Annotated in this window: 21 protein-coding genes; 9 read left to right on the top strand and 12 right to left on the bottom strand. The window is 67.0% G+C overall.

Going from position 1 to position 21,168, the window contains the following annotated elements; genetic code table 11:
- Positions 1–108 precede the first annotated feature (108 nt).
- Positions 109–429, top strand: a complete 321-nt coding sequence (locus AC07M7_RS20345) for a hypothetical protein (protein ID WP_253079771.1) — start codon at positions 109–111, stop codon at positions 427–429.
- A 188-nt stretch (positions 430–617) separates the two neighbouring features.
- Positions 618–1,157, top strand: a complete 540-nt coding sequence (locus AC07M7_RS20340) for a pseudouridine synthase (protein WP_495208156.1) — start codon at positions 618–620, stop codon at positions 1,155–1,157.
- A gap of 93 nt (positions 1,158–1,250) precedes the next feature.
- Here the strand turns inward: AC07M7_RS20340 and AC07M7_RS20335 are convergent, their stop codons facing one another.
- Both AC07M7_RS20335 and hrpB read right to left on the bottom strand, forming a co-directional pair.
- Entirely contained in the window at positions 1,251–1,625 is a 375-nt protein-coding gene (locus AC07M7_RS20335; protein WP_006401326.1) for a hypothetical protein, read from the bottom strand.
- A 187-nt stretch (positions 1,626–1,812) separates the two neighbouring features.
- The gene (hrpB, locus tag AC07M7_RS20330; protein ID WP_495208155.1) at positions 1,813–4,317 is read right to left on the bottom strand and encodes an ATP-dependent helicase HrpB; all 2,505 of its coding nucleotides are present in this window, start codon (positions 4,315–4,317) and stop codon (positions 1,813–1,815) included.
- Positions 4,318–4,384: 67 nt separating this feature from the next.
- On the opposite strand from hrpB, the gene AC07M7_RS20325 reads away from it, so the two are divergent.
- On the top strand, positions 4,385–5,182 hold the full coding sequence (locus tag AC07M7_RS20325; protein WP_071228618.1) for a TatD family hydrolase: 798 nt from the start codon (positions 4,385–4,387) through the stop codon (positions 5,180–5,182).
- 49 nt (positions 5,183–5,231) lie between these two features.
- Here AC07M7_RS20325 and AC07M7_RS20320 read toward each other — a convergent pair whose 3' ends face one another.
- The 5 genes from AC07M7_RS20320 to AC07M7_RS20300 all read right to left on the bottom strand — a co-directional run bounded on the left by AC07M7_RS20320 (position 5,232) and on the right by AC07M7_RS20300 (position 10,159).
- The gene (locus tag AC07M7_RS20320; RefSeq protein WP_495208157.1) at positions 5,232–6,101 is read right to left on the bottom strand and encodes a Rossmann-fold NAD(P)-binding domain-containing protein; all 870 of its coding nucleotides are present in this window, start codon (positions 6,099–6,101) and stop codon (positions 5,232–5,234) included.
- Positions 6,102–6,151: 50 nt separating this feature from the next.
- Entirely contained in the window at positions 6,152–7,090 is a 939-nt protein-coding gene (gene panE / locus AC07M7_RS20315; RefSeq protein WP_295381116.1) for a 2-dehydropantoate 2-reductase, read from the bottom strand.
- Between the two features lie 188 nt (positions 7,091–7,278).
- Positions 7,279–8,046: a hypothetical protein gene (locus AC07M7_RS20310; RefSeq protein WP_495208154.1), complete on the bottom strand. Its 768-nt coding sequence runs from the start codon at positions 8,044–8,046 to the stop codon at positions 7,279–7,281.
- A gap of 347 nt (positions 8,047–8,393) precedes the next feature.
- Positions 8,394–9,194, bottom strand: coding sequence for an ABC transporter permease (locus AC07M7_RS20305; protein WP_495208153.1), 801 nt, complete (start codon positions 9,192–9,194; stop codon positions 8,394–8,396).
- Entirely contained in the window at positions 9,191–10,159 is a 969-nt protein-coding gene (locus AC07M7_RS20300; protein WP_051501690.1) for an ABC transporter ATP-binding protein, read from the bottom strand. The genes AC07M7_RS20305 and AC07M7_RS20300 overlap by 4 nt, the downstream gene beginning before the upstream one ends.
- A gap of 84 nt (positions 10,160–10,243) precedes the next feature.
- Here AC07M7_RS20300 and AC07M7_RS20295 point away from each other — a divergent pair, with 84 nt between their 5' ends.
- Positions 10,244–10,993, top strand: a complete 750-nt coding sequence (locus tag AC07M7_RS20295) for a ferredoxin--NADP reductase (RefSeq protein WP_428710253.1) — start codon at positions 10,244–10,246, stop codon at positions 10,991–10,993.
- A gap of 75 nt (positions 10,994–11,068) precedes the next feature.
- Here AC07M7_RS20295 and AC07M7_RS20290 read toward each other — a convergent pair whose 3' ends face one another.
- From AC07M7_RS20290 to AC07M7_RS20280, 3 genes are all read right to left on the bottom strand, one after another.
- Positions 11,069–12,229, bottom strand: a complete 1,161-nt coding sequence (locus AC07M7_RS20290; RefSeq protein WP_495208152.1) for a lytic polysaccharide monooxygenase — start codon at positions 12,227–12,229, stop codon at positions 11,069–11,071.
- A gap of 160 nt (positions 12,230–12,389) precedes the next feature.
- On the bottom strand, positions 12,390–13,562 hold the full coding sequence (locus tag AC07M7_RS20285) for a lytic polysaccharide monooxygenase (protein WP_495208151.1): 1,173 nt from the start codon (positions 13,560–13,562) through the stop codon (positions 12,390–12,392).
- Between the two features lie 191 nt (positions 13,563–13,753).
- Positions 13,754–14,281 (bottom strand): DUF1203 domain-containing protein, encoded by a 528-nt coding sequence (locus AC07M7_RS20280; RefSeq protein ID WP_495208150.1) that lies wholly within the window; start codon positions 14,279–14,281, stop codon positions 13,754–13,756.
- 155 nt (positions 14,282–14,436) lie between these two features.
- Here AC07M7_RS20280 and AC07M7_RS20275 point away from each other — a divergent pair, with 155 nt between their 5' ends.
- From AC07M7_RS20275 to AC07M7_RS20260, 4 genes are all read left to right on the top strand, one after another.
- Positions 14,437–15,639 carry a GGDEF domain-containing protein gene (locus tag AC07M7_RS20275; protein WP_495208149.1) on the top strand — a complete coding sequence of 401 codons (1,203 nt, stop codon included), beginning with the start codon at positions 14,437–14,439 and terminating at the stop codon, positions 15,637–15,639.
- Positions 15,640–15,707: 68 nt separating this feature from the next.
- Positions 15,708–17,234: an alpha/beta fold hydrolase gene (locus AC07M7_RS20270; protein ID WP_495208148.1), complete on the top strand. Its 1,527-nt coding sequence runs from the start codon at positions 15,708–15,710 to the stop codon at positions 17,232–17,234.
- On the top strand, positions 17,231–17,977 hold the full coding sequence (locus tag AC07M7_RS20265) for an ABC transporter ATP-binding protein (protein ID WP_136639224.1): 747 nt from the start codon (positions 17,231–17,233) through the stop codon (positions 17,975–17,977). Before AC07M7_RS20270 ends, AC07M7_RS20265 begins: the two co-directional genes overlap by 4 nt.
- Complete coding sequence (locus tag AC07M7_RS20260) at positions 17,974–19,158, top strand: ABC transporter permease (RefSeq protein WP_136639223.1); 1,185 nt, start codon at positions 17,974–17,976, stop codon at positions 19,156–19,158. Before AC07M7_RS20265 ends, AC07M7_RS20260 begins: the two co-directional genes overlap by 4 nt.
- Before the next feature lie 22 nt (positions 19,159–19,180).
- Here AC07M7_RS20260 and AC07M7_RS20255 read toward each other — a convergent pair whose 3' ends face one another.
- Both AC07M7_RS20255 and AC07M7_RS20250 read right to left on the bottom strand, forming a co-directional pair.
- Positions 19,181–19,891 (bottom strand): transposase, encoded by a 711-nt coding sequence (locus AC07M7_RS20255; protein ID WP_295381099.1) that lies wholly within the window; start codon positions 19,889–19,891, stop codon positions 19,181–19,183.
- Positions 19,892–19,991: 100 nt separating this feature from the next.
- A complete protein-coding gene (locus AC07M7_RS20250; RefSeq protein ID WP_495208147.1) occupies positions 19,992–20,789 on the bottom strand; it encodes an AraC family transcriptional regulator in 798 nt (265 codons plus the stop codon).
- A gap of 77 nt (positions 20,790–20,866) precedes the next feature.
- On the opposite strand from AC07M7_RS20250, the gene AC07M7_RS20245 reads away from it, so the two are divergent.
- The gene (locus tag AC07M7_RS20245) at positions 20,867–21,121 is read left to right on the top strand and encodes a hypothetical protein (RefSeq protein WP_012512430.1); all 255 of its coding nucleotides are present in this window, start codon (positions 20,867–20,869) and stop codon (positions 21,119–21,121) included.
- Positions 21,122–21,168: the final 47 nt, after the last annotated feature.

Raw genomic sequence — 21,168 nt, 5'->3', positions numbered from 1 at the left:
ACCTAGAGCCGAACGGTCGCCCGCGCCGGGCTCTCGGCACCTAAGGTGCCAGAGTCGCAAGAGATAAGAGCCGAGCCCATGCTCGGCTCATCGCGCGTAGCGCGGCGCATGGCTGGTTCCAAGGCCGGCCATGCGTCGGAATTCAATCGTATGCAAGGACATGGACTGTTGAAGAAGGTTCTATACATCGCCGTTGCGGTGCTGGTGCTGACGCGGCTGATCGATTTCATGTTCTACGGCGGTCACACCCATGACCTGGTCGGGGCTGTTGGTTTTGCAGTGCTGTTCGCCGGCATCCTGCTGGATGAACGTGCACGCAGCGCAAGTCAGCCACCAGCTCGCCTGCGGCGCCGGGCCAATGTCATAGCGGCGTGCGGTATCGCACTGGTGCTGGGCTCGTTCCTGCTGGAGTGGAAGGTCCTCGGCTGAGCCTGCCGTAATCGCGGCGGCAGGAAAGAGCAGCCGAGCATGGGCTATGCCGGCCGTCCTGACTGGCACCCTTCGTGCCCTCGCACGCGACGTTGGCAGCGGCTCCTGCTGCTGCCTTCGGCTCTACAGCTGAGTGGCGCGTGGCGCGGCGTGGGACAATGCCCCACCCGCCGCCCGCCGTGCCCGCAATGCTGATTGCCTTCAACAAGCCGTTCAACGTGCTCTGCCAGTTCACCGACCGCAGCGTGCCGCCGCGACCGACGCTGGCCGGGTTCGGCCTGCCGCCGCGCGTGTATGCCGCCGGGCGCCTGGACCATGACAGCGAGGGGCTGCTGCTGTTGACCGACAACGGCACGCTGGCGCACAAACTGACCGACCCGAAGCACAAGGCCGACAAGACCTACTGGGTGCAGGTGGAAGGCATGCCCAGCGACGAACAGCTGCAGCAGCTGCGTACGGGCGTGGTGCTCAATGACGGGCCGACCCTGCCGGCGAAGATCGAGCGCCTCGATCCGGCGCCATCGCTGTGGACGCGTGATCCGCCGGTTCGCTTCCGCAAGACCGTACCCGACAGCTGGCTGGCGATCACGATCCGCGAGGGCCGCAACCGGCAGGTGCGGCGGATGACCGCGGCGGTGAACCTGCCGACGCTGCGGCTGGTACGCGCGTCGATGGGGGCGTACCGGCTGGACGACCTGCAGCCGGGGCAGTGGCGGCAGATCGGCTGATGCAGAAAGGGCCGGATACCTTCCGGTACCCGGCCCTCTCGTAGCTGGTGGGGTCAGATCCCTTCCGCAGGAAGAGCTCTGACCCCCGCAGACTCAGGCATCGCTGCCGATGTCGCTGTGCTCGTCGACCACGGTGTCGTTGCGGCGGTCGCGCGCGTTGATGCGCTGGGCCTGGCCGTTCACCACATGGCCCTGCGCGGCCTTCTTCTTCTGCTGCTTGCGGTATAGCGCATAGCCAAGCAGGCCGACGCCAACGGCTGCGGCAGCTACGGCGACTGCCGGGTTGCGGCGCGCGAACCTGGTCGCGGCCTTGCCGCCAGTCTTCACCGCGCCAATGGCGGCACCGGTCTTGATCCAGTCGGCACTGCGCAGGCTGCCACCGGCGCTCTTGAGGCCGTCGCCGGCGGTGTGGGCCAGCTCCAGGGCGCGCTCCAGAGCGCGGTCGGTGATTACGGTCAGCTTGCTCATACGGGGGGTCCTTTGCCTCGGGTCGAAGTCCAGTGTCGCGCGTTGCCCGTAAACGGTATGTCAGTCGGGGTCGCACGTGGTGTGACTCTACCGCAGCCATTCAGGATCAGGCAGGGTGGGGTTGGAGCGCTTTCCCTGGAGACGGGGTCAGAGCCCTTTGCGCTGCAAAGGGATCCGACCCCAGCAATCAGGTGCCGCGCGGCTTGGCCCGATGGGTGGCCGTCGCCGTCCACGGATCATCCGGCCACGGATGGCGCGGGTAGCGGCCCTTCATTTCCTTCTTCACCTCGGCGTAGGTGTGTTCCCAGAAGTTGCGCAGATCCTGGGTGACCTGCAACGGCCGCCCGCCGGGCGACAGCAGGTGCAGGGTGAGCGGCACGCGGCCATCGGCAATGCGCGGGGTGTCGGCCAGGCCGAACAGTTCCTGCAGTTTCACCGCCAGCACCGGTGGCAGCGGTTCGCCGCTCTCGCTGTCCAGCGCATAGGTGATTGGCCGCTCCAGTCCGGACGGCACGGTGATGCGGGTGGGCGCATGACGTTCGACCAGCTGCCGCTGCGACCATTCCAGCGGCGACTTCAGCGCCTCGCCGAAGCTGGCTTCGTCCAGCGCATCCAACCGTGTCTTGCCGGCGAACGCAGGCTGCAGCCACTGCGCACGGTTGGCCAGCAGGGCCACATCGCTGCAGTCAGGCAGATCCAGTTCCGGCATCCAGCGCCGCAGCGACTCCACCCGCGCCTGCCATTGGCGCAGGCCTTCGGTCCACGGCAACGCCTGCAGGCCGAGTTCGGCCACCGCGTCGGTCAGCGCCTGCGCGGCGTGCTGCGGATCAACCCGGCCGGCCGAGCGGCTGTCCAGCACGATGCGGTCGAAACGGGTTTCACGCAGCGCGACGAGCGCGCGGCGGTCGCTGTCCCAGCGCACCACATCCTCGGTGACGAAGCGTTCCGGCCACGACTTGCGCAGCTGGCCTTCGTCCACCGGTGCTGCACGCAGCAGCAGGGCGTCGCGTGCCTCGAAGCGCAGTTCACTGGCCACAAGCCAGGGTTCGCCGCGCAGGTCACTCAATTCGTGCAGGCGCGTGCTGCGGCCATTGGCCAACAGGTAGCGCAGTGGGTCGCTGGGGTGCTGGAAACCGATGCGGTCGGGGAAGGCGTGTGCGAGCAGGTCACCGAGTTCATGGGCTTCGATGCTGGCCGGCGGTGCGGCATCGCAGCGCAGGCGACGTCGCCACTGTTTGGCGGCGGCATCAATCGCGGCCAGACCGCTACGGTTGGCGTCGCCCGGTGCGCGGCCATTGCGGAACGCCGCCAGCGCACGCCAGCGCGCCGCCAGCGCGTCACCGCCCTGGCGCAGCGGATCGCGCGCCTCCAGTAAGGCGGCCAGGTCGGCGGCCAGGGCTTGCGCACGTGCATCGGGCGCCGCCAGCAGCATCGCCGCCATCCGCGGATGCGTACCCAGCGCCAGCACGCGCCGGCCGAGTGCGGTGATCGCGCCGCTGCTGGACAGCGCGCCGAGCCGCTGCAGCAGTTCGCGTGCCGCGCCCATCGGGCCCGCCGGTGGCGGATCGAGGAATCGCAGGTCGCTGCTGCCCCAGGCCGCCAGTTCCAGCGCCAGCCCGGCCAGTTCCACCTGATCGATCTCGGCGCGACGCTGTGGTTCCAGCCGCTGCGACTGCGGCCACAGCCGCCACGCCACGCCCTCGGCGACACGGCCGGCGCGGCCCGCGCGCTGGTCGGCCGATGCCTGCGCGATGGCCACCACGTCCAGCCGGGTGAAGCCGCTGTTGGGGTCGTAGCGCGGCTCGCGTGCCTGGCCGCTGTCGATCACCACGCGCACGCCGGGCAGCGTTACCGAGGACTCGGCGACGTTGGTGGCCAGCACCACGCGGCGGCGGCCATCACTGGACGCCTGCAACACCCGCGCCTGCTGTTCCACTGGCAGCTCACCGTGCAGAGCCAGCACTTCCACGCCGGCATCCAGCGATTCCTGCAGCCCGGCCTGCACCCGCGCGATCTCGCGCTGGCCGGGCAGGAATACCAGCAGGTCACCCGGGTGCTCGGCCAATGCCTGTTGCACCGCGCGGCGCACCTGCAGTTCCAGCGCTTCATCGCGGCGCACCGGGAAGTGACTGACCGCCACCGGGTAGCTGCGGCCTTCGCTGCTCAGGCGCGGCGCATCAAGGAAGCGGGCAAGGCGCTCGCCATCCAGCGTGGCCGACATCACCACCAGGCGCAGGTCCTCGCGTAGCTGCGCCTGCACGTCCAGCGCCAGGGCCAGGCCGAGGTCGCCACTGAGGTGGCGTTCGTGGAATTCATCGAACAGGATCGCGCCGACCGTTTCCAGCATCGGGTCGTCCTGCAGCATGCGGGTCAGGATGCCCTCGGTGACGACTTCAATCCGCGTACGCGCGGAGACCTTGTTCTCGAAGCGGATGCGGTAACCGACGGTGCCGCCCACCTCTTCGCCCAGCTGCCGCGCCATGAACAGTGCGGCGCTGCGCGCTGCCACCCGGCGCGGTTCCAGCATGATGATCTTCCGGTCCTGCAGCCACGGCGCATCGAGCAGGGCCAGTGGCACCTGGGTGGTCTTGCCGGCGCCGGGCGGGGCCTCCAGCACCAGCCGCGGGTGTGTGGCCAGGTGCTGCTGGATCTGCGGCAACAGCGGGGAAATCGGGAAGAGCGGGGCGTTCATGTGCAAAGGATAAAGGGCCACGGCAGCCGCAGGTACAATGCGCGGGCACTTTTCCCCCGCGATGACCATGCACCTGATCGATATCGGCGCCAACCTGACCCACGACTCCTTTGACCGTGACCGCGATGCCGTGCTGGACCGCGCACGGCAGGCCGGCGTGGTGCAGATGGTCATCACCGGCGCCAGCCGCGAGCACTCGCCGTTGGCCGTGCAACTGGCGCAGCAGCACCCCGGCTTCCTGTACGCCACCGCGGGCGTGCACCCGCATCACGCGGTGGAATACACCGAGGAATGCGACGCCGAGATGCGCGCGCTGCATGCGCACCCGGAAGTGGTGGCGGTGGGCGAGTGCGGGCTGGACTACTTCCGTGACTTCTCGCCGCGCCCGGCCCAGCACCGTGCGTTCGAGCGCCAGCTGCAGCTGGCCGCGGACAATGGCAAGCCGCTGTTCCTGCACCAGCGCGACGCGCATGCTGACTTCATGGCACAGATGAAGAACTTCGAGGGTCGCATCGGCCCTGCGGTGGTGCACTGCTTCACCGGCGAACGCGACGAGCTGTTCGACTACCTGGACCAGGATTGGTACATCGGCATCACCGGCTGGTTGTGCGACGAACGCCGTGGCGCGCACCTGCGCGAACTGGTGAAGAACATCCCGGCCAACAGGTTGATGATCGAGACCGACGCGCCGTACCTGCTGCCGCGCACGTTGAAGCCGATGCCGAAGGACCGTCGCAACGAACCGATGTTCCTCTCGCACATTGTGGAAGAGCTGGCGCGCGACCGGGGCGAAGACGTGGCGGTGACGGCGGCCAATGCGACTGCAGCGACGCGTGCGTTCTTCCGCCTGCCCGACGCGGGTTGATTCCCTTCGTCGCGGCGACCCTGCGTCGTAGAGTCGAGCAAGCTCGACTCTACGGAAGCGGTGGTAGCGCTGGGCCATGCCCAGCGAGCGCAGCGACCAGATCTTCCAATCCTTCCCGATACGTCGGGAACCTCGGCTCCCACCCCAGCGCTTCACGCGTGCCGCGACTGTCGATGCGCTTGTTGCTCTCGTAGAAGCGTCGCAGCGTCGGGCTCAGTGCAGGGTCGTCCCATGCCACTGCAGGTGGCATCGCAAAGCCGCCCAGCTGCGCGGCGAAGGCCAGTACCTCCTGCGACGGTGCCGGCTCGTCATCGGCCGGCAGATACAGCCCATCCACGCACGGCCGCCGCATCGATGCGATAACGACCGTTGCCAGGTCATCCACGTGCAGCCGGTTGAATACCAGCCCAGGACGCACTACGTGGCGCGCACGTCCCTGTGCCAGCTGCAGCAGCGCATTGCGCCCCGGCCCGTACAGGCCGGGCAGGCGGAACACTGCCGATGCGATGCCGCGTTCTTCAGCAAGCGCACGCCATTGCGCTTCGGCCCGCAGGCGCTTCACGCCGGCTGCTTCAGTGGCATCGGCTGCACTGCGCTCGTCGATCCAGCCGCCGGCCCGATCGGCATATACCGACGTGGACGACAGATAGCCCACCCAGCGCAATGCCGGGCTGGCCTGCAGCGCGGGCAGCAACAGACGCAGTGCCGGGTCACCCTCGGCATCGGGCGGCACGCTGCACAGCACGGCCTCGGCCTGCGCGATCTCATCGAGCAGGGCCGTCGATGGCGTGGCGTCGGCGCGTAGCTGATGGCGCAGCAGGCCATCGTGCGGTCCCGACGCCGGGTCGCGCACCGTGCCGACCACGTGTACGCCCAGCACCCGCAGATGCGTGGCCAGCACGCACCCGCTCCAGCCCATGCCGAGGATCAACACCCGCGCGGGCAGGGCGTTGGCCTGCGTCGTATCGCTCACGCGCCGCGCAGTGCCTGGTAGGCCTGCAGGCTGCTGTAGGCGACCTGCAGCAGCAGGCCTTCCTGGTCGGCCTTGCGCGCACGCGCCAGCATGTCGCCGACAATCTGCGCGGCCTCCACCTGCTGGCCGGCCTCCAGATCGCGCAGCATCGAGGCCTTCAACGCTGAACCGGCCTGGGTCAGGGTCCCGCGCGCGGTGTCCTGCGCGGCATCGGGAATCGGCTCACCGGCAGCTTCGGCCACGGCCAGGCATTCGTCGTACAGGCCGCGCACGATCGCTTCGCCATCATCGGTGGCGACGATGGTTCCGATATCCGCACGCAGCAGGCAGGTAGCGGCGGCCAGCGCAGTCAGGAAGGTGTACTTGATCCACTGCTCCTGCCCAATGTGTTCGCTGGCCAGGTGGTCCAGGTTGGCCTGCGCACAGGCGGCGGCGAAGGCGCGCACGCGCGTGGAGATCACACCGCCGTCGCGCTCGCCGAAGGTGAGCTTGGCCGGCTTGCCCAGATGCAGCACGGCGCCGTCGGGTGCCTTGGTGGCGCTGATGAAGCACAGGCCACCGAGCACCGCTTCGCGGCCGAAGCGCGCATCGAGCGCGTTGTAGTGATGCAGGCCGTTGAGGATCGGCAGTACGGTGGTGTTCGCACCGACTGCCGGCGCGATGGCATCGATCGAGCTGTCCAGGTCGTAGGCCTTGCAGCTGAGGATGACCAGGTCGAACGGCTTCTGTGCGGCAAGCGCGGGCAGGGCGTCGGCGGTGACGTGCTGTACCGGGAAGCTGGCATCGCCGAGCGGGCTACGGATGACCAGGCCGTCACGGTCCAGCTGGGCGGCGCGTGCGGGGCGCACGAGGAAGGTCACGTCCACGCCGGCCTGGGCCAGGCGACCACCGAAGTAACCGCCGGTACCGCCGGCGCCAAGGATCAGGATGCGCATTGCACGTTCACCGTCTTCTGGGGAATCAGGAGTGCGATTGTGCCGGAGATTGCGGCCAACGGCGGAGCCCCTCGTGGTGGAAGAAGCACAAGCCGTGCCTGGTCGGGCGGTCCGGGTGCGGCCACCACGGAAGACAGATCAGGAGCGAAAGCGGGTCGCTCGCTGCGCTCGCTCGTGTGGAGCGGTGCTCAGGGCAGTTGTTCGCTGAAGTCTTCGGTGTAGCCCAATAGCAGTGTGGTGCGGTTGGCCAGCGTTGCAGCCAGTTGTGACCACGTGTCGTGCGTTCCGGCCGCGTAGACGCGCCGCAGGTCCGCGACCAACGCGCTCGCCTCTGCAGGCGACGGTGCGCTGTCGCGCTGGAAGCCGAGCCACGATGCGCCGAGTCCGAACAGGCGGTAGTCGTAGTGCTCCTGCAGATGCCGTATGAGGGCGTGGTTCTGGAAGATATCCCAGTCCGCGCTGAAGTAGCCGTTGGGCAGGGCGGCGATCAGCAGGTCATCACGGGTCACGGGCACCTGCTGCACGCAGACCACGTCATCGATGATGAGATCCGGTGTCGCATTGGCAGCGACCAGTGCCTCGATATCCTCATCGCTGCACATCAAGGTACCCGCCAGCGCGCTCCACTCCAGCCGATGCATGGAGTGCTCGAGCTGCGCGACCACATGCGCCAGCAACCGCCTGCGCGCGGCCCAGGCATCTCCGGGTGTTGCCGGCTCCTCGTCCTCGTACAACGCGATACGCTCGTCGTCGGATGCATGCATGCTGGTGTAACGGCACTGGCCGACATCATCGAGCGTGCACAGGTAACGATGAAGGGGATCAGCCGTCTGCAGTGAGGCCAGGCAACCCAACACCTCATCCAGCGTGGGCGAACCGCTCAGCAACGCACGGCTGAACGCATCGATCGGACCATCCGACACGGCCTTGTCCAAAGGAATGGAAGTGATCTTCATGACCACAGCCTATCCGTAATCCGAGACGAAAAGAGCCGAGCATCGGCCTTACCGGGAACGCTCCATCCACGCATGGCGTGGATCTACCGTGTCGACCAAGGTCGACACCTACCAGCAGCGACCGGAAACTGTCAGGGGTGGGGCGGTGTGGGGGTGCAGGACCGTTGGCGCCATGGATGGCGCCATCGAGCCCCCACGGACGGGTTTACGGCGTGTCCTGCACCCCCGCACCGCCCCGCCCAACTCGTGATGCTTCCGCCTTGGCTGTTGCTGTTGCTGTTGCTGTTGCCGGCCAGCGGCCGGCACTACCACTGCGGGTGCAGGGCCGCAGGCCCTGCAGGCAACCCTCAGCTACGCATGCCCACGCCACGGCGCAGCAACCACAGCGCCAGTGCCGTCAGCACTACCACGAAGCCGATCATCAGCGCATACGCCACCAGCACCGGCACATCGCTGCTGCCCAGCAGGCCATAGCGGAACGCATTGACCATGTAGAAGATCGGATTCGCATGCGTCGCCGCCTCGGCCCAGCCCGGCAGCAGCTTCACCGAATAGAACACGCCACCCAGATAGGTCAGCGGGGTGAGGATGAAGGTCGGCACGATCGCCACGTCATCGAACTTCTTCGCGTACACCGCATTGATGAAGCCGGCCAGCGAGAAGATCGTCGCACCCAGGATCACCGTGGTCAGCGTCACCAGCGGATGCGGGATGCGCACCGGGGTGAAGAACATCGCGATGATCAGCACGATCACGCCCACCATCAGGCCGCGCAGCACCGCACCGGCCACATAGCCCCACAGGATCACCCAGTTCGGCATCGGGCTGACCAGCAGCTCTTCCACGTGGCGGCCGAACTTGGCTCCGAAGAACGAGGAGCTGATGTTGCCGTAGCTGTTCTGGATCACGCTCATCATCACCAGGCCAGGCACGATGAACTGCATGTAGGTGTAGCCGCCCATGTCGCCCACGCGCGAACCGATCAGGCCGCCGAAGATCAGGAAGTACAGGGTCATGGTGATCGCAGGCGGTACCAGGGTCTGGCCCCAGATGCGCATGATGCGTGCGACTTCGCGGCGCACGATTGTCATCAGTGCGATGCGGTTGCGCTGGCCGTCGGTCAGGACCGGGGTCGGGGTGCTGCTCATGCGGACGTCTCCTGGTTGCCGGTGAGGCGCACGAACAGTTCCTCCAGGCGGTTGCTCTTGGTACGCATCGAGCGCACGCGGATGCCCGCCGCGTTCAGTGCCTCGAACACGCGGTTCAGATCCATCGCACGTGGCATGTCGATGTCCAGCGTATGGCCGTCGGTGGCGGTCAGGGTTGCCCCCTCGATCACCGGCAACTGGGCGGGCAGGGTGCCGTCGATGTCCAGCAGGAAGCCTTCCACGTCAAGCTTGGCCAGCAGTTCGCGCATCGGGCCCTGGGTGACGATCTGGCCGTGGTCGATGATGGCCAGGTTGCGGCACAGGTGCTCGGCCTCTTCCAGGTAGTGGGTGGTGAGGATGATCGTGGTGCCGGCGGCGTTGATCTCCTTCAGCACCCGCCACATGTCGCGGCGGATCTCGATGTCCACGCCAGCGGTCGGTTCGTCCAGGATCAGCAGGCGCGGCCGGGTCATCATCGCGCGGGCGATCATCAGCCGGCGCTTCATGCCACCGGACAGGGTGCGGCTCATCACCTGCGCCTTCTCCCACAGGTGGGCGCGCTTGAGCTCGACTTCGGCCATCTGCTCGGCTTCGGCGCGCGGCACGCCGTAGAAGCCGGCGTAGTTCACCAGGATGTCGAAGGGCTTTTCGAACAGGTTGAAGTTGATTTCCTGCGGCACCAGCCCGATCAGGCGCATGGTGGCGCTGCGGTTGCGCACCAGGTCGCTGCCGAACACTTCCACCTGGCCCTCGCTGAGGTTGACCAGGGAGCTGATGATGCCGATCAGGGTCGACTTGCCGGCACCGTTGGGGCCGAGCAGGGCGAAGAAGTCGCCCGGGGCCACTTCCAGGGAAACGCCCTTCAGGGCCTGGGTGCCGTTGTCGTAGGTCTTGCGCAGGTCGCGCACGCGCAGGGCGGGCGCCGTATCGTTCAGGGAAGCCAAGCTCGAAGCCTTCGCGCCCATGGGCTGGCGCTGGAGAGGGGCGGGGAGGGGCTATTATAGAAGACCCCGAGGGCTTGCCCCGGCTACACACTGTCCCGAAAAGTCGTGCCTGTTCAATTCCCCCTCAAGCTGGTCGGCTGCCGCATGCTGGCCCCGACCGTCGGCCACTACCAGTTCGTGCGTGACGATGGACAGCCACTGGATTTCCAGCCCGGCCAGTTCATCCAGGTCCATTTCAGCTACGCCGACGGTACCGAAACCAAGCGCAGCTATTCGCTGGCGACCATCCACGACCACGCGCTGGGCCCGGGCGAGGCGGTGGATATCGCGGTCAGTTTCGTACCCGGTGGCGCCGCTACGGCGCTGTTCGAGGCGCTGCAGCAGGGCAGCCAGATCAGTGCGTCCGGCCCCTATGGCCGGTTCTGCCTGAATCCGGGTGACCACAACGCCCGTTACCTGCTGATCGCCACCGGTACCGGCGTTACCCCGTACCGCTCCATGCTGCCGCTGCTGGAAAAGGCCATGGCCGAACGCGGTGTGCAGATCGTGCTGCTGCAGGGCGCGCGCAGCCCGGGTGAACTGCTGTACAGCGAAGACTTCTACAGCTTCGCCGAAAAGCATCCGAACTTCCGCTATGTACCGTGCCTGTCGCGCGAATTGCCCGCCGATCCTCATCCGGACGTACAGCACGGCTACGTCCAGCAGGCGCTGTCCGGCTTCACCCCGGACCCGGCCACCGACATCGCCTACCTGTGCGGCAACCCGGACATGGTCGATGCCTGTGCCGAACTCCTCAAGGCCGCCGGCCTGGGCAATCCGCAGATCCGCCGCGAGAAGTACGTCAGCAGTAAGTAATCCCGGGTAGTGCCGGCCGCTGGCCGGCAGTCCCACGAACCGAAGGCGGCGTCACGCCGCCCCCGGTGCCGTGCCTCAGTACGCGATCCAGGCGTCACGCCAGGCATAGCCGGTGCCCGGGCGGTAGGCATCGGCGTTGATGTTGCACCAGGCGCCTTCCGGGAACGGGCGGCAGGCGTACAGCTTGCCGTCGGTGCCCTTGACCACGGTCTCGCCCGGCTTGTAGCTGCCGATACCGGCCGGATACACGAAGTCGTAGTCGTCACCCGGCGGCGGATCGACCGGACCCGGCAAGCGGGTATCGAGCTGGAACAGGTTGCCCGGCCTCAGATAGACACGGTTCTCGGTGGCCGAGGCGACGGGCGTGATCACGCCATCCTTCATCACGCCCACGCGTGCCTGTTGGGCGCTGCCATTGACCTTGCGGGCCAGCGCCAGCGGCCACTGGTTCGCAGCGGTCTGTCCGGCTGCCAGGGTGATCTCCGGGCGTTCCAGGTCGTTGCCCTGGGCATTGAACACGCGCAGGGTCACGGTGGTGCCAACGTCCAGCGCACCGCGGGCGGTCACCGGACCAGCATCCTGCCACTGCGGCGGCGGGGTCACGCCACCGCCCCCCTCGAAGCGCACGTCCGCGCAGGTGTAGAACGCTTCGCCCGAATCCGAGCGCTGCCAGGTGTTGTAGATGATGTGCTGGCCGCTGCGCTCGGGCAGCGGGCAGTCCAGCTTGTAGACGTCGCCGGAAAGCGGCACGTTGCCCAGCGTGCAGAACTCCTGCAGGTCCGCCCAGCGCAGCGGGCTGCCCGGCTGCCAGCCGTCGCGGGTGACGTAGAACTTCCACTCGCGTGTGGCATGCGGCGCCGGTGCCTTGAACTCGAAGGTGTAACGCCCGCGCGAATCGGCGCGGATCGGCGAGGTCGGCCAGTCACTGCGGTTCAGATCGAGGCCGCGGTACTTGCTGTTGCCGCCGCTGCACAGCTCACCATCTGGAACAACCGCTTGATGGTTGCCGTTGGCGTTGGCCTGGTTGACGCCGGCCCAGTCATAGAACGGCTGTGCGCCACCGATGGCCTTGGCGGCGGCACAGGCCGGGTTGGTCGGGTTCTCGGGGTTGCCCTGGTAACAGGAATAGACGCGGCTGGATGGCTTGGACAGAGTGCCGTGTGCGAAAGCGCCGCCAGATATGGCTACACCCGCGACAACGGATAGCGCGAGGACGGCCCGCTGGGACAAATGCATGGAGATTCTCCTGTGGGTGATGGAACCCCGCGGAGTTTCGACACGCGTTCCCCTGGTCGCTATAGGAATAGTTTGAAAGGGGAAGGTGCGTTTACTTTGCTGAGATGAAGCTCACATTGTTCGGGGAACGGCGTTCTTCCGCCGTTCCCCGAATGACATCTCAGTAGGGCACCCACGCATCACGCCAGGCCGCGCCTGCACCCGGCCGATAGGCTTCGGCGTTGACGTTGCACCATGCACCTTCCGGGAACGGGCGGCAGGCATACAGCTTGCCATCGCTGCCCTTCACCACGGTCTGGCCCGGCACGTAACTGCCGATGCCGGCGGGGTATACGTGGTCGAAATCGCCGCCCGGTGACGGCGTCCCCGGGTCCGGCACCTTGGTGTCGAGCTGGAAGCGGTTGCCGTTCTTCAGGTACACGCGGTTGTCGGTGGCCGAGGCGGAGGGCGTGATCACGCCGTTGTTCAGCACGCCCACGCGCGCATGCTGGGCACTCGCGTTGACCTTGCGGGCCAGCGCAAACGGCCATTGCGCGGCCGCGGTCTGGCCGCTGGCCAGGATCGCTTCCACGCGTTCGACATCATTGCCGTTGGCATTGAACACGCGCAGCGCCAGGATGGTGCCGACCGGCAGCTCGCCGCGCGCGGTGACCGGGCCGGCGTCCTGCCACTGCGCTGCCGGCGCGGCGCTGCCGCCGCTTCCTTCAAAGCGCACGTCCATGCAGGTGTAGAACGCTTCGGTCGAATCCGAGCGCTGCCAGGTGTTGTAGATCACATGCTGGCCGCTGCGCTGCGGCAGCGTGCACTGCAGCTTGTAGGTGCCATCGGCCGACAGCGGCGTGTTGCCCAGCGTGCAGAACTCCTGCAGGTCGGCCCAGCGCAGCGGGCTGCCCGGCTGCCAGCCGTCGCGGGTGACGAAGAAGCGCCAGTCGCGCGTGGCATGTGGTGCGGTTGCCTTGAACACGAAGGTGAACTTGCCGTTGGCGTCTGCCTGGATCGGAGTGGTCTGCCAGTCGCTGCGGTTCACATCCAGCCCGCGGAAGGTCGGGTTGTTGCCGCTGCACAGCTTGCCGTCGGGCACTACGGCCTGGTGGTTGCCGTTGGCGTTGGCCTGATTGATGCCGTTCCAGTCGTAGAACGCCTGCGAACCACCGACGGCCTTGGCGGCGGCACAGGCCGGGTTGGTCGGGTTCTCCGGATTGCCCTGGAAACAGGCATAGACGCGGCTGATCGGCGTGGTCATCGTGCCATGGGCAAATGCATCGCTGGCTACCAGCAGGCCAGCGGCGGCCAATGAAGTGGCCAGCAACAGCGGTGTGGATCGGAATGACATGGCGCTTCCTTGTGGTCGTCGAAAGAGAGCGGTGACCGCAGGAGCTGCGCTGCACGGCGGACTTTCGGCGGCACCACGGCGAGTATCGAGTCGCGATGCGGGCTGAGGAACCACGGAAGCGCCGATCCGTGACTGTGGGTGTGAAGCCCTTCCCGCCAGCTTCACGTGGGGCTGAACGGATGCGTTGGCGGTCACGCGACAGGCGTGGCATCGATCACGTCGTGGAGATCGTGCTGGCCAATCTCGCGGTCGATCCGATCGGCCTGGCACGAAAAGCAGCCATGTGCCGCGTTGTGCAACTGGACGAAGGCCACCGCTGGGTCGGCGAACAGGCTGTCTAGTAGCGTGGGGACGTCGGTGCCGGCGCAGACCTGCGCAGCCAGCATCAGCGCAGCGTGGTCATAGGCGCGCAGCGAGATCATCCGCCGTTGCACATAGGGAGGCACCTCGCCCGCTGGCAGCACGCAACGGGTCACCCCGCGCTGCACGAAGATCGGGCCGGAGGCGTGATAGGGAGAGTGCAGGGGCAGATGGACATGCGACAACAGCAGCAGTTCGCTGCCACTGGGTGGATCGCTCAGGCTGATCCGGCAGGGATGGCCGCCGCTCTCGCCGGCCCAGCGACGCTGGATGCCCAGCGCGGCGAGTTCGCGCTCACTTTTCTCGAACAGGTGCTGGAAGGGGCGGTGGTCGAGGCCACCGAGGTACCAGGTGTGCACGGACGTCTCCTTGGATTTCCTGCGGAGTCTGCCCATGCGTCGCCGGTCCTGCTCGCCGTTTTCCGACCCCGCATCACCCTCGGACCGGACAACGCCATGGGGACTGCACCACAAGGCGCTAAGATGCGCGCGCCGCCCCGGTCGACGAGCGCCGCATGTCCCTGGATTTCCCCACCATCACCGTGCTTGGCTTCCTGCTCTGCATCGGCATTGCGGTGGGGTTCTCGTTGCTGCTGGTCGTGCTGCGCGGGCAACCGGTGCTGCGCCAGTGGACCATCAGCCTGTGGCTGCTGACCGTGGGCGTGACCCTGCTGGCCTTGCGGCCGTACCTGCCGCTGGCCCCGGCCGTGCTGGCCGGCAATGCGGCGATGGCCGGTTGTGGCCTGATGATGCTGCGCGGCGTGGCACTGCACCTGGAGCAGCCGTTGCCGTTGTGGCGGCCGCTGCTGATCGCGGCCGCGTTCATGGCAGGCATCTTCGCCTTCCTGGTGCTCTGGCCGAACCTGCACCTGCGCCTGCAGGTGTTCAGTGTGTTCGCGCTGATCGTCGATGGCTGGATCGCATGGCTGCTGCTGCGACATGCACCGGCGCAGCAGCGCACCAGCTGCCGGCTCGCGGCGGCGGTGTTCCTGGCCGAGGCTGCGCTGTACGCCGTGCGCTTGTTCCTGCCGGTGGCACCCGATGCCGGCGAGGACATCATGCGTACCGGCTCGCCGATGTTCGTTACCTACATCGCCGGCGTGATGCTGGAACTGGCGCGCTGTTTCGCGATGGTGCTGCTGCTGGTCGAGCGCATGCTGGTCGATCTGCGGCATGCGGCACGCACTGATGGCCTGACCGGCCTGCTCAATCGTAGCGCGCTGCTGGCCGACGGCCAGGCACAGCTGCAGCTGATGCGCCGGCAGCAACGGCCGCTGGCCCTGCTGCTGGTCGACGTCGACCACTTCAAACGGATCAATGATCGCTGGGGCCACCTGGCCGGTGACCAGGTACTACGTCACTTTGCTTCGGTGCTGCAGCACAGCACGCAGGGGCGGACACACCTGTTGGGCCGCTATGGGGGCGAGGAATTCGTGCTGGTCCTGGCCGACGGTACGTCGAGCGACGCAGTGGCGTTGGCAGCGCTGATCCGCACCCGCCTGCAGCAGTACCCTGCATTGCTGGCCGGTGGGCCGGTGACGGTCACCGCCAGCATCGGCCTGGCCATGGACGAGGGCCAAGGTGATCTGTCGACGCTGCTGGCAGCGGCTGACGCCGCGTTGTACCGGGCCAAAGCCGAGGGCCGCGATCGCCTGGTCTGCGCCGTTCCGGCGACGATTTCGGCCTTGCCCATCGCCGACGACGCCGTGCCCGTGTAAGTTGAGTCACATCTTCCGCGGCAGCCCGTCGTGGTTGCCAGGAACGTCCTCCAGGGGAAACGAGCACGATGCAAAGACACCACCTCGCGTTGGCCGCAGCGTTGGCCAGCCTGATGCTTGCCGGTTGCAGCCAGTTACCGTCACCCGGCGCCGAAGGCGCCAGCGATGCACCAAGCCGCCGCTTCGGCACGATCGATTTCCAGCCCTGTACGCTGTCCACCGAAGGTGCCAGCGCCAACGTCGAGGCGCAGTGCGCCACCCTGCAGGTGCCGGAGAACCGTGCACAGCCCGATGGTCGACGCATCGGCCTGCGCATCGCCTGGCTGGAATCGGGCAGCAGCGGCTCCAGCCAGCCCGACCCGGTGTTCTTCCTGGCCGGTGGCCCCGGCCAGGCGGCCAGCGAAGTGGCCGTCATCGTCGATACCGCGCTGCGCCAGGTGCGCAAACAGCGTGACGTGTTCCTGATCGACCAGCGCGGCACCGGCGGCTCCAATCCGCTCAGCTGCCACGGCACGGACGGCAAGGAACTGCAGATGGACGAGGACGCCGCCCCCACAGAGGCGTCGCTGCGCGACTACGCACAGCGCTGCGCGGCCTCGCTGCAGGGGCGTGCCGATGCACGCTTCTACACCACCACCGAGGCCATCGCCGACCTGGACGCCGTGCGCCAGGCCTTGGGCGTGGACCGGATCAACCTGGTTGGCGGCTCCTACGGGACCCGCGTGGCCCAGCGCTATGCCGGCGCTTACCCGCAGCACACCCGCAGCATCGTCATCGATGGCGTAGTGCCCAATGAACTGGTGGTGGGTGGCGACTTCGCCACAACGTTCGAGGATGCGATCGCCCTGCAGTCGGCGCAGTGCCGCAAGGATGCCGCCTGCAGCAAGCGCTTCCCGACCGACACCCGCGCGCAGCTGCGCAGCGTGGTCGAGACACTGCGCCGTGCCCCGGTTTCGGTCGAGTACCGCGATCCTGGCACCTATCAGACCCGCAAGGATGTGCTGAATCCGGACAGCGTGGTGGGTCTGGCCTTCGCTTTCTCCTACGTTCCGCAGTACGCCTCGCTGTTGCCGCTGGTGCTCGATGAGGCCGCGCAGGGACGCTACGCGCCCCTGGCCTCGCTCGCGCGTGGTGCGAACCGCAGCATGGATTTCCAGATCAACCGCGGCATGCAGTGGTCGGTGATCTGCGGCGAGGATGCGCCGCGCTACAGGGCGCCTGCCGAGGACCCGGAGGGACTGTTCGGCAACGAGGTGGCCAGCGCGTTCTTCGCCGCGTGCCCGGTATGGCCGCACCAGCCGGCGCCAGCCGCCAATGCCGTGCCGCTGCGCAGCGAGGTACCCGCGCTGCTGCTGTCCGGTGAACTGGATCCGGTGACACCCCCGCGCTACGCCGAGCAGGTACTCAAGGGCCTGCCGAATGGCCGTGCACTGGTCGCCCGTGGCCAGGGCCACGGCACGCTGAGTGCCGGCTGCATGCCGCGCCTGCTCGGCCAGTTCATCGACAGGACCGATGCCAAGGCGCTGGATGCCGGCTGCCTGGACACGCTGAGCTACGTGCCGGCGTTCACCTCGTTCAACGGATGGGAACCATGATCGTCGCCGACAACCTGCACAAGGCTTTCGACACCCGTACCGGGCGCATCCAGGCAGTCGCCAACGTCGGCTTCCGTGCCGAGGATGGCCGCATCACCGGCCTGCTCGGCCCCAATGGTGCCGGCAAGACCACCACCATGCGCATGCTGTACACACTGATGACTCCGGATCAGGGCAGCATCAGCGTCGATGGCATCGACGCGGCGCGCAATCCGGTGGAAGTACGCCGCCACCTAGGCGTCCTGCCCGATGCGCGCGGTGTCTACAAGCGCCTGACCGCGCGCGAGAACATCGCCTACTTCGGCGAGCTGCATGGCCTGTCGGCCGAGCGCATCCGCGAACGCATCGAAGTGCTGTCGCATGCCTTGGACATGGGTGACATCCTCGATCGCCAGACCGATGGCTTCTCGCAGGGCCAGCGCACCAAGACCGCGATCGCCCGCGCGCTGGTGCACGACCCGCGCAACGTCATTCTTGATGAACCCACCAACGGCCTGGACGTGATGACCACGCGCGCGCTGCGCCGTTTCCTGCTGGGCCTGCGCGAAGAGGGCCGTTGCGTGATCCTGTCCAGCCACATCATGCAGGAGGTGGGCGCACTGTGTGACCACATCGTGATCATCGCCAAGGGCACGGTGATGGCAGACGGCAGCGCCGATGAACTGCGCGCGCAGGCCGGCGAACCCAACCTGGAAGACGCGTTCGTGAAACTGATCGGCAGCGAAGAGGGCCTGCACGCATGAGCATGATGTCGACCCTGATGACGGTAATGCGCAAGGAACTGCGCGATCTTTCCCGTGATCGCCGCACGCTGCTGCTGACCCTGCTGTTCGGGCCGCTGCTGTACCCGGTGCTGCTGCTGGGCATGGGCAAGCTGGCCGAGAGCCGGGTACGCACCCAGATCGAACAGCCGCTGCAGATTCCAACCATCGGTGCGGAGAATGCACCGAACCTGGTGCGCTTCCTCGCCGCACAGGGGCTCAATACCGCACCGGCGCCGAAGGACCTGGCCGAGGCCATCCGCAGCCAGGACATCGACGTGGCGCTGCGCATCAGCGATGACTTCGGCAAGGACTGGGCCGACGGCAAGCCGGCGCTGGTGGAAGTGATCAAGGACAGTACCCGCCGTGCCGCCGAAGTGCCCAGCGCGCGGCTGGAAGCGGCGCTGGCCACCTACAACGGCCAGGTCGGTGCGCTGCGATTGATGGCGCGTGGCGTTGACGCGCAGGTGGCGCGGCCGCTGGATGTGGCACGCCAGGACCTGGCCAGTGCCGAGGCCAAGCGCGGCATGATCCTCTCGATGCTGCTGCCGGTGCTGCTCACGCTGACCTCGTTCATCGGCGGCGCCTATCTGGTGATGGATGCCACCGCCGGCGAGCGCGAGCGGCAGTCACTGGAACCGTTGCTGGCCACGCCTGGCTCGCGCAGCGCGATCGTCAGCGGCAAGATCGCGGCTGCCTGCGTGGTCGGCTTTGTGTCACTGCTGCTGACCCTGGTGGCATTCAAGGTGAGCGCACAGATCGCGCCCGGCAACATCGGCCGCCAGTTCAACATGAACGTCGCTTCGATGCTGCAGATGCTGCTGGTGATGCTGCCGATGCTGATGATCGGTACCTCGCTGCTGACCTTCCTGTCGGCGGCGGCCAAGAGCATGAAGGAAGCGCAGAGCCACATGACCTGGCTGATGCTGCTGCCGATGATGCCCGGTTACGCACTGGTGGCGTACCCGCTGAAGAGCGAGCTGTGGCAGTACGCCGTGCCGTTCCTGTCGCAGAACCAGATGCTGCTGAAGGTGATCCGCCACGAGACGATCACGCCGGCGGTGTGGGCGATCTACCTGGGCGCCAGCCTTGGCCTGGCCGCGGTGCTGTGGTTCGCTGCCGTGCGTCGCTACCACAACGAGCGTCTGGCCATCTCGGGCTGACCGGAAAAAGGGACGGAGGGGATTAAGTCGTTTCTGCCTCTCCCGTCCCCTCCTTTCGGGGGCGTCCCCGCTTGCGCAGCACCACCGGTCGCCCGAGTGCTTCTTCCACCATTCGCAGGTACGTCGCATTTCCCAATGGATGTTGCGCAGTACTGTGAGCACGGATTGCAGGCAGGTCAGCGGACGCATTCAGATCCCGCAGGAACTGCGCATAGAGCGTCGTCCGCTGTCGCTTGGTCGGGGCCAGTGCCTGAAAGGCGGGATGTTCCGTCAGCATCGGATCATCGCGGCGCTGCAGGTTTCCGTGCACGCTCGACCATGGGTGATCTTCCGCATGGGCTGCCATGCCTGCGCGAACGGGATTGAGTTCGATGTAGCGATAAACGCTGAGCAGATAGGCGTCGCTGTCCACCATCGAAGAATGGAATCGGCCCTGCCAGAGAGGTCCGCTGCGCTCATGCCGCTGATTGAATGCCTGGACATAGTTGTTGCCCTGCATCCGCATCGCGTTGGCCAAGCCGACCTGAGTGGAGGGTGTGGCCAATAGATGGACGTGATTGCCCATCAGTACGTATGCGTGCAGCGCGACATGGTGTTTCAGGAAGGCGCCGTGCAACAGATGCAGAAACAACTGGCGGTCTATATCGTCAACGAAGATCGCTCCCTTGTTCACACCGCGCTGGGTTAGGTGGTAGGGCTGGCCGGCCAACATCAGGCGTGCTTGTCGAGGCATGGGAGCTCACGGGTCCGAGGAGTGACCAGCGTGCGGCGACCGTGGCTGCGGAGGGCATCAGGCGATGCCGCGAGATTGTGTGGGGGAGGGTAGAAGCGACTTAATCCCCTCCGTCCCCTTTTCCGTAGCGTGCAGGCGTCACCCCCATCTCGCGCTTGAACACGGCGATGAAGGCGCTGGGTGTGTCGTAGCCCATCGACAGCGCGACGCTGATCACCGGCTCTCCCGCCAGCAGGCGTGGCAGTGCCAGCAGCACCCGCAGGCGTTGCCGCCATTGGCTCAGCGTCATGTGGGTCTCGGCCAGCCAATGGCGCGCCAGGCTGCGGCTGGACAGTCCAATCGCGGCCGCCCAGTCCTCGACGCTGTTAAGGTCGTCCGGTGAACGTGCAAGTGCGGCAGCGATCCGGCGCAGGCGACGGTCGCGTGGTTGCGGCAGGGCCAGCGGCAATGGCGAGCTGGCGGCGATCTCATCGGCGATCACCCCGGCCAGTCGCGCCTGTGTGGCATCCAGCGGAACATGCGGCCACTGCAGCGCCCGGATCACTGCGGTCTGCAGCAGCGGCACTGGCTGGAAGATGCGAGGAGCTGCAGGCAGGTCGGCGCAGGCCTGCGCGCTGAAGTACAGGCTCCAGCCGTCGAACGCACTGGTGCTGGCCAGTGCGTGGGGCAGCGAAGGTGGTATCCAGGCGACATGGCCCGCCGGCAGCAGCCAGTGCAGGTCGCCGACCTCGATCCGCAGCAGGCCCTGATGTGCACCCAGCAGCTGCCCGCGGGCGTGCTGGTGGCGTGCCGTGCGGCGCGGACCCGGAAGGCGCAGCTGCGCCGCCAGCAACACCGGGCCGTCGGCGGCATCGGCCAGCGCCGGGTCAATCAATGCGGAGGATGTCTGTTCTGCCATATCGTGTGGCAGTTATACGGCAGAACAGTCGAACGGCAAGCCTGACACTGGGCTCCCCTCAATGGAGCACCCACACCATGCAGCCACAGGACATCCTCCCCGATCACCAGAACGACGTGCAGGTGAACGGGCTCACTGTGCGCAAGGGCAGTGTTGGCGCCTTTCTTGCCAGCGTCCGCGACTGGCAGGACCCGGCCAGTGATCCCACCCTCCGCACCACTGCCGAGGCCGACCTGCGCGCACTGTTGCCGGGCCTGCACGCACTGGGCCTGTTCCAGGTGCTGGCTGCGCGTGATCCGGCGCTGCAACGCCTGATCGACAGCGTCTGCTGAAACGGACAAGGCCCGGAACGCTCCGGGCCCTGTGGGCAACAACTGCC

The sequence above is a fragment of the Stenotrophomonas sp. GW821-FHT09E08 genome (assembly GCF_059416125.1).
Note: the sequence above shows the minus strand (reverse complement) of the source record. Positions and strands in the feature narration are given on the sequence as shown.

Coding starts and splice junctions, on each gene's coding strand:
- AC07M7_RS20265 (WP_136639224.1), top strand. CDS start 17,231: ATGATCGTCGCCGACAACCTGCACAAGGCTTTCGACACCCGTACCGGG.
- AC07M7_RS20325 (WP_071228618.1), top strand. CDS start 4,385: ATGCACCTGATCGATATCGGCGCCAACCTGACCCACGACTCCTTTGAC.
- AC07M7_RS20300 (WP_051501690.1), bottom strand. CDS start 10,159: ATGGGCGCGAAGGCTTCGAGCTTGGCTTCCCTGAACGATACGGCGCCC.
- AC07M7_RS20345 (WP_253079771.1), top strand. CDS start 109: ATGGCTGGTTCCAAGGCCGGCCATGCGTCGGAATTCAATCGTATGCAA.
- AC07M7_RS20275 (WP_495208149.1), top strand. CDS start 14,437: ATGTCCCTGGATTTCCCCACCATCACCGTGCTTGGCTTCCTGCTCTGC.
- AC07M7_RS20285 (WP_495208151.1), bottom strand. CDS start 13,562: ATGTCATTCCGATCCACACCGCTGTTGCTGGCCACTTCATTGGCCGCC.
- AC07M7_RS20255 (WP_295381099.1), bottom strand. CDS start 19,891: ATGCCTCGACAAGCACGCCTGATGTTGGCCGGCCAGCCCTACCACCTA.
- AC07M7_RS20340 (WP_495208156.1), top strand. CDS start 618: ATGCTGATTGCCTTCAACAAGCCGTTCAACGTGCTCTGCCAGTTCACC.
- AC07M7_RS20335 (WP_006401326.1), bottom strand. CDS start 1,625: ATGAGCAAGCTGACCGTAATCACCGACCGCGCTCTGGAGCGCGCCCTG.
- AC07M7_RS20250 (WP_495208147.1), bottom strand. CDS start 20,789: ATGGCAGAACAGACATCCTCCGCATTGATTGACCCGGCGCTGGCCGAT.
- AC07M7_RS20290 (WP_495208152.1), bottom strand. CDS start 12,229: ATGCATTTGTCCCAGCGGGCCGTCCTCGCGCTATCCGTTGTCGCGGGT.
- panE (WP_295381116.1), bottom strand. CDS start 7,090: ATGCGCATCCTGATCCTTGGCGCCGGCGGTACCGGCGGTTACTTCGGT.
- AC07M7_RS20320 (WP_495208157.1), bottom strand. CDS start 6,101: ATGGGCTGGAGCGGGTGCGTGCTGGCCACGCATCTGCGGGTGCTGGGC.
- AC07M7_RS20270 (WP_495208148.1), top strand. CDS start 15,708: ATGCAAAGACACCACCTCGCGTTGGCCGCAGCGTTGGCCAGCCTGATG.
- hrpB (WP_495208155.1), bottom strand. CDS start 4,317: ATGAACGCCCCGCTCTTCCCGATTTCCCCGCTGTTGCCGCAGATCCAG.
- AC07M7_RS20260 (WP_136639223.1), top strand. CDS start 17,974: ATGAGCATGATGTCGACCCTGATGACGGTAATGCGCAAGGAACTGCGC.
- AC07M7_RS20245 (WP_012512430.1), top strand. CDS start 20,867: ATGCAGCCACAGGACATCCTCCCCGATCACCAGAACGACGTGCAGGTG.
- AC07M7_RS20305 (WP_495208153.1), bottom strand. CDS start 9,194: ATGAGCAGCACCCCGACCCCGGTCCTGACCGACGGCCAGCGCAACCGC.
- AC07M7_RS20310 (WP_495208154.1), bottom strand. CDS start 8,046: ATGAAGATCACTTCCATTCCTTTGGACAAGGCCGTGTCGGATGGTCCG.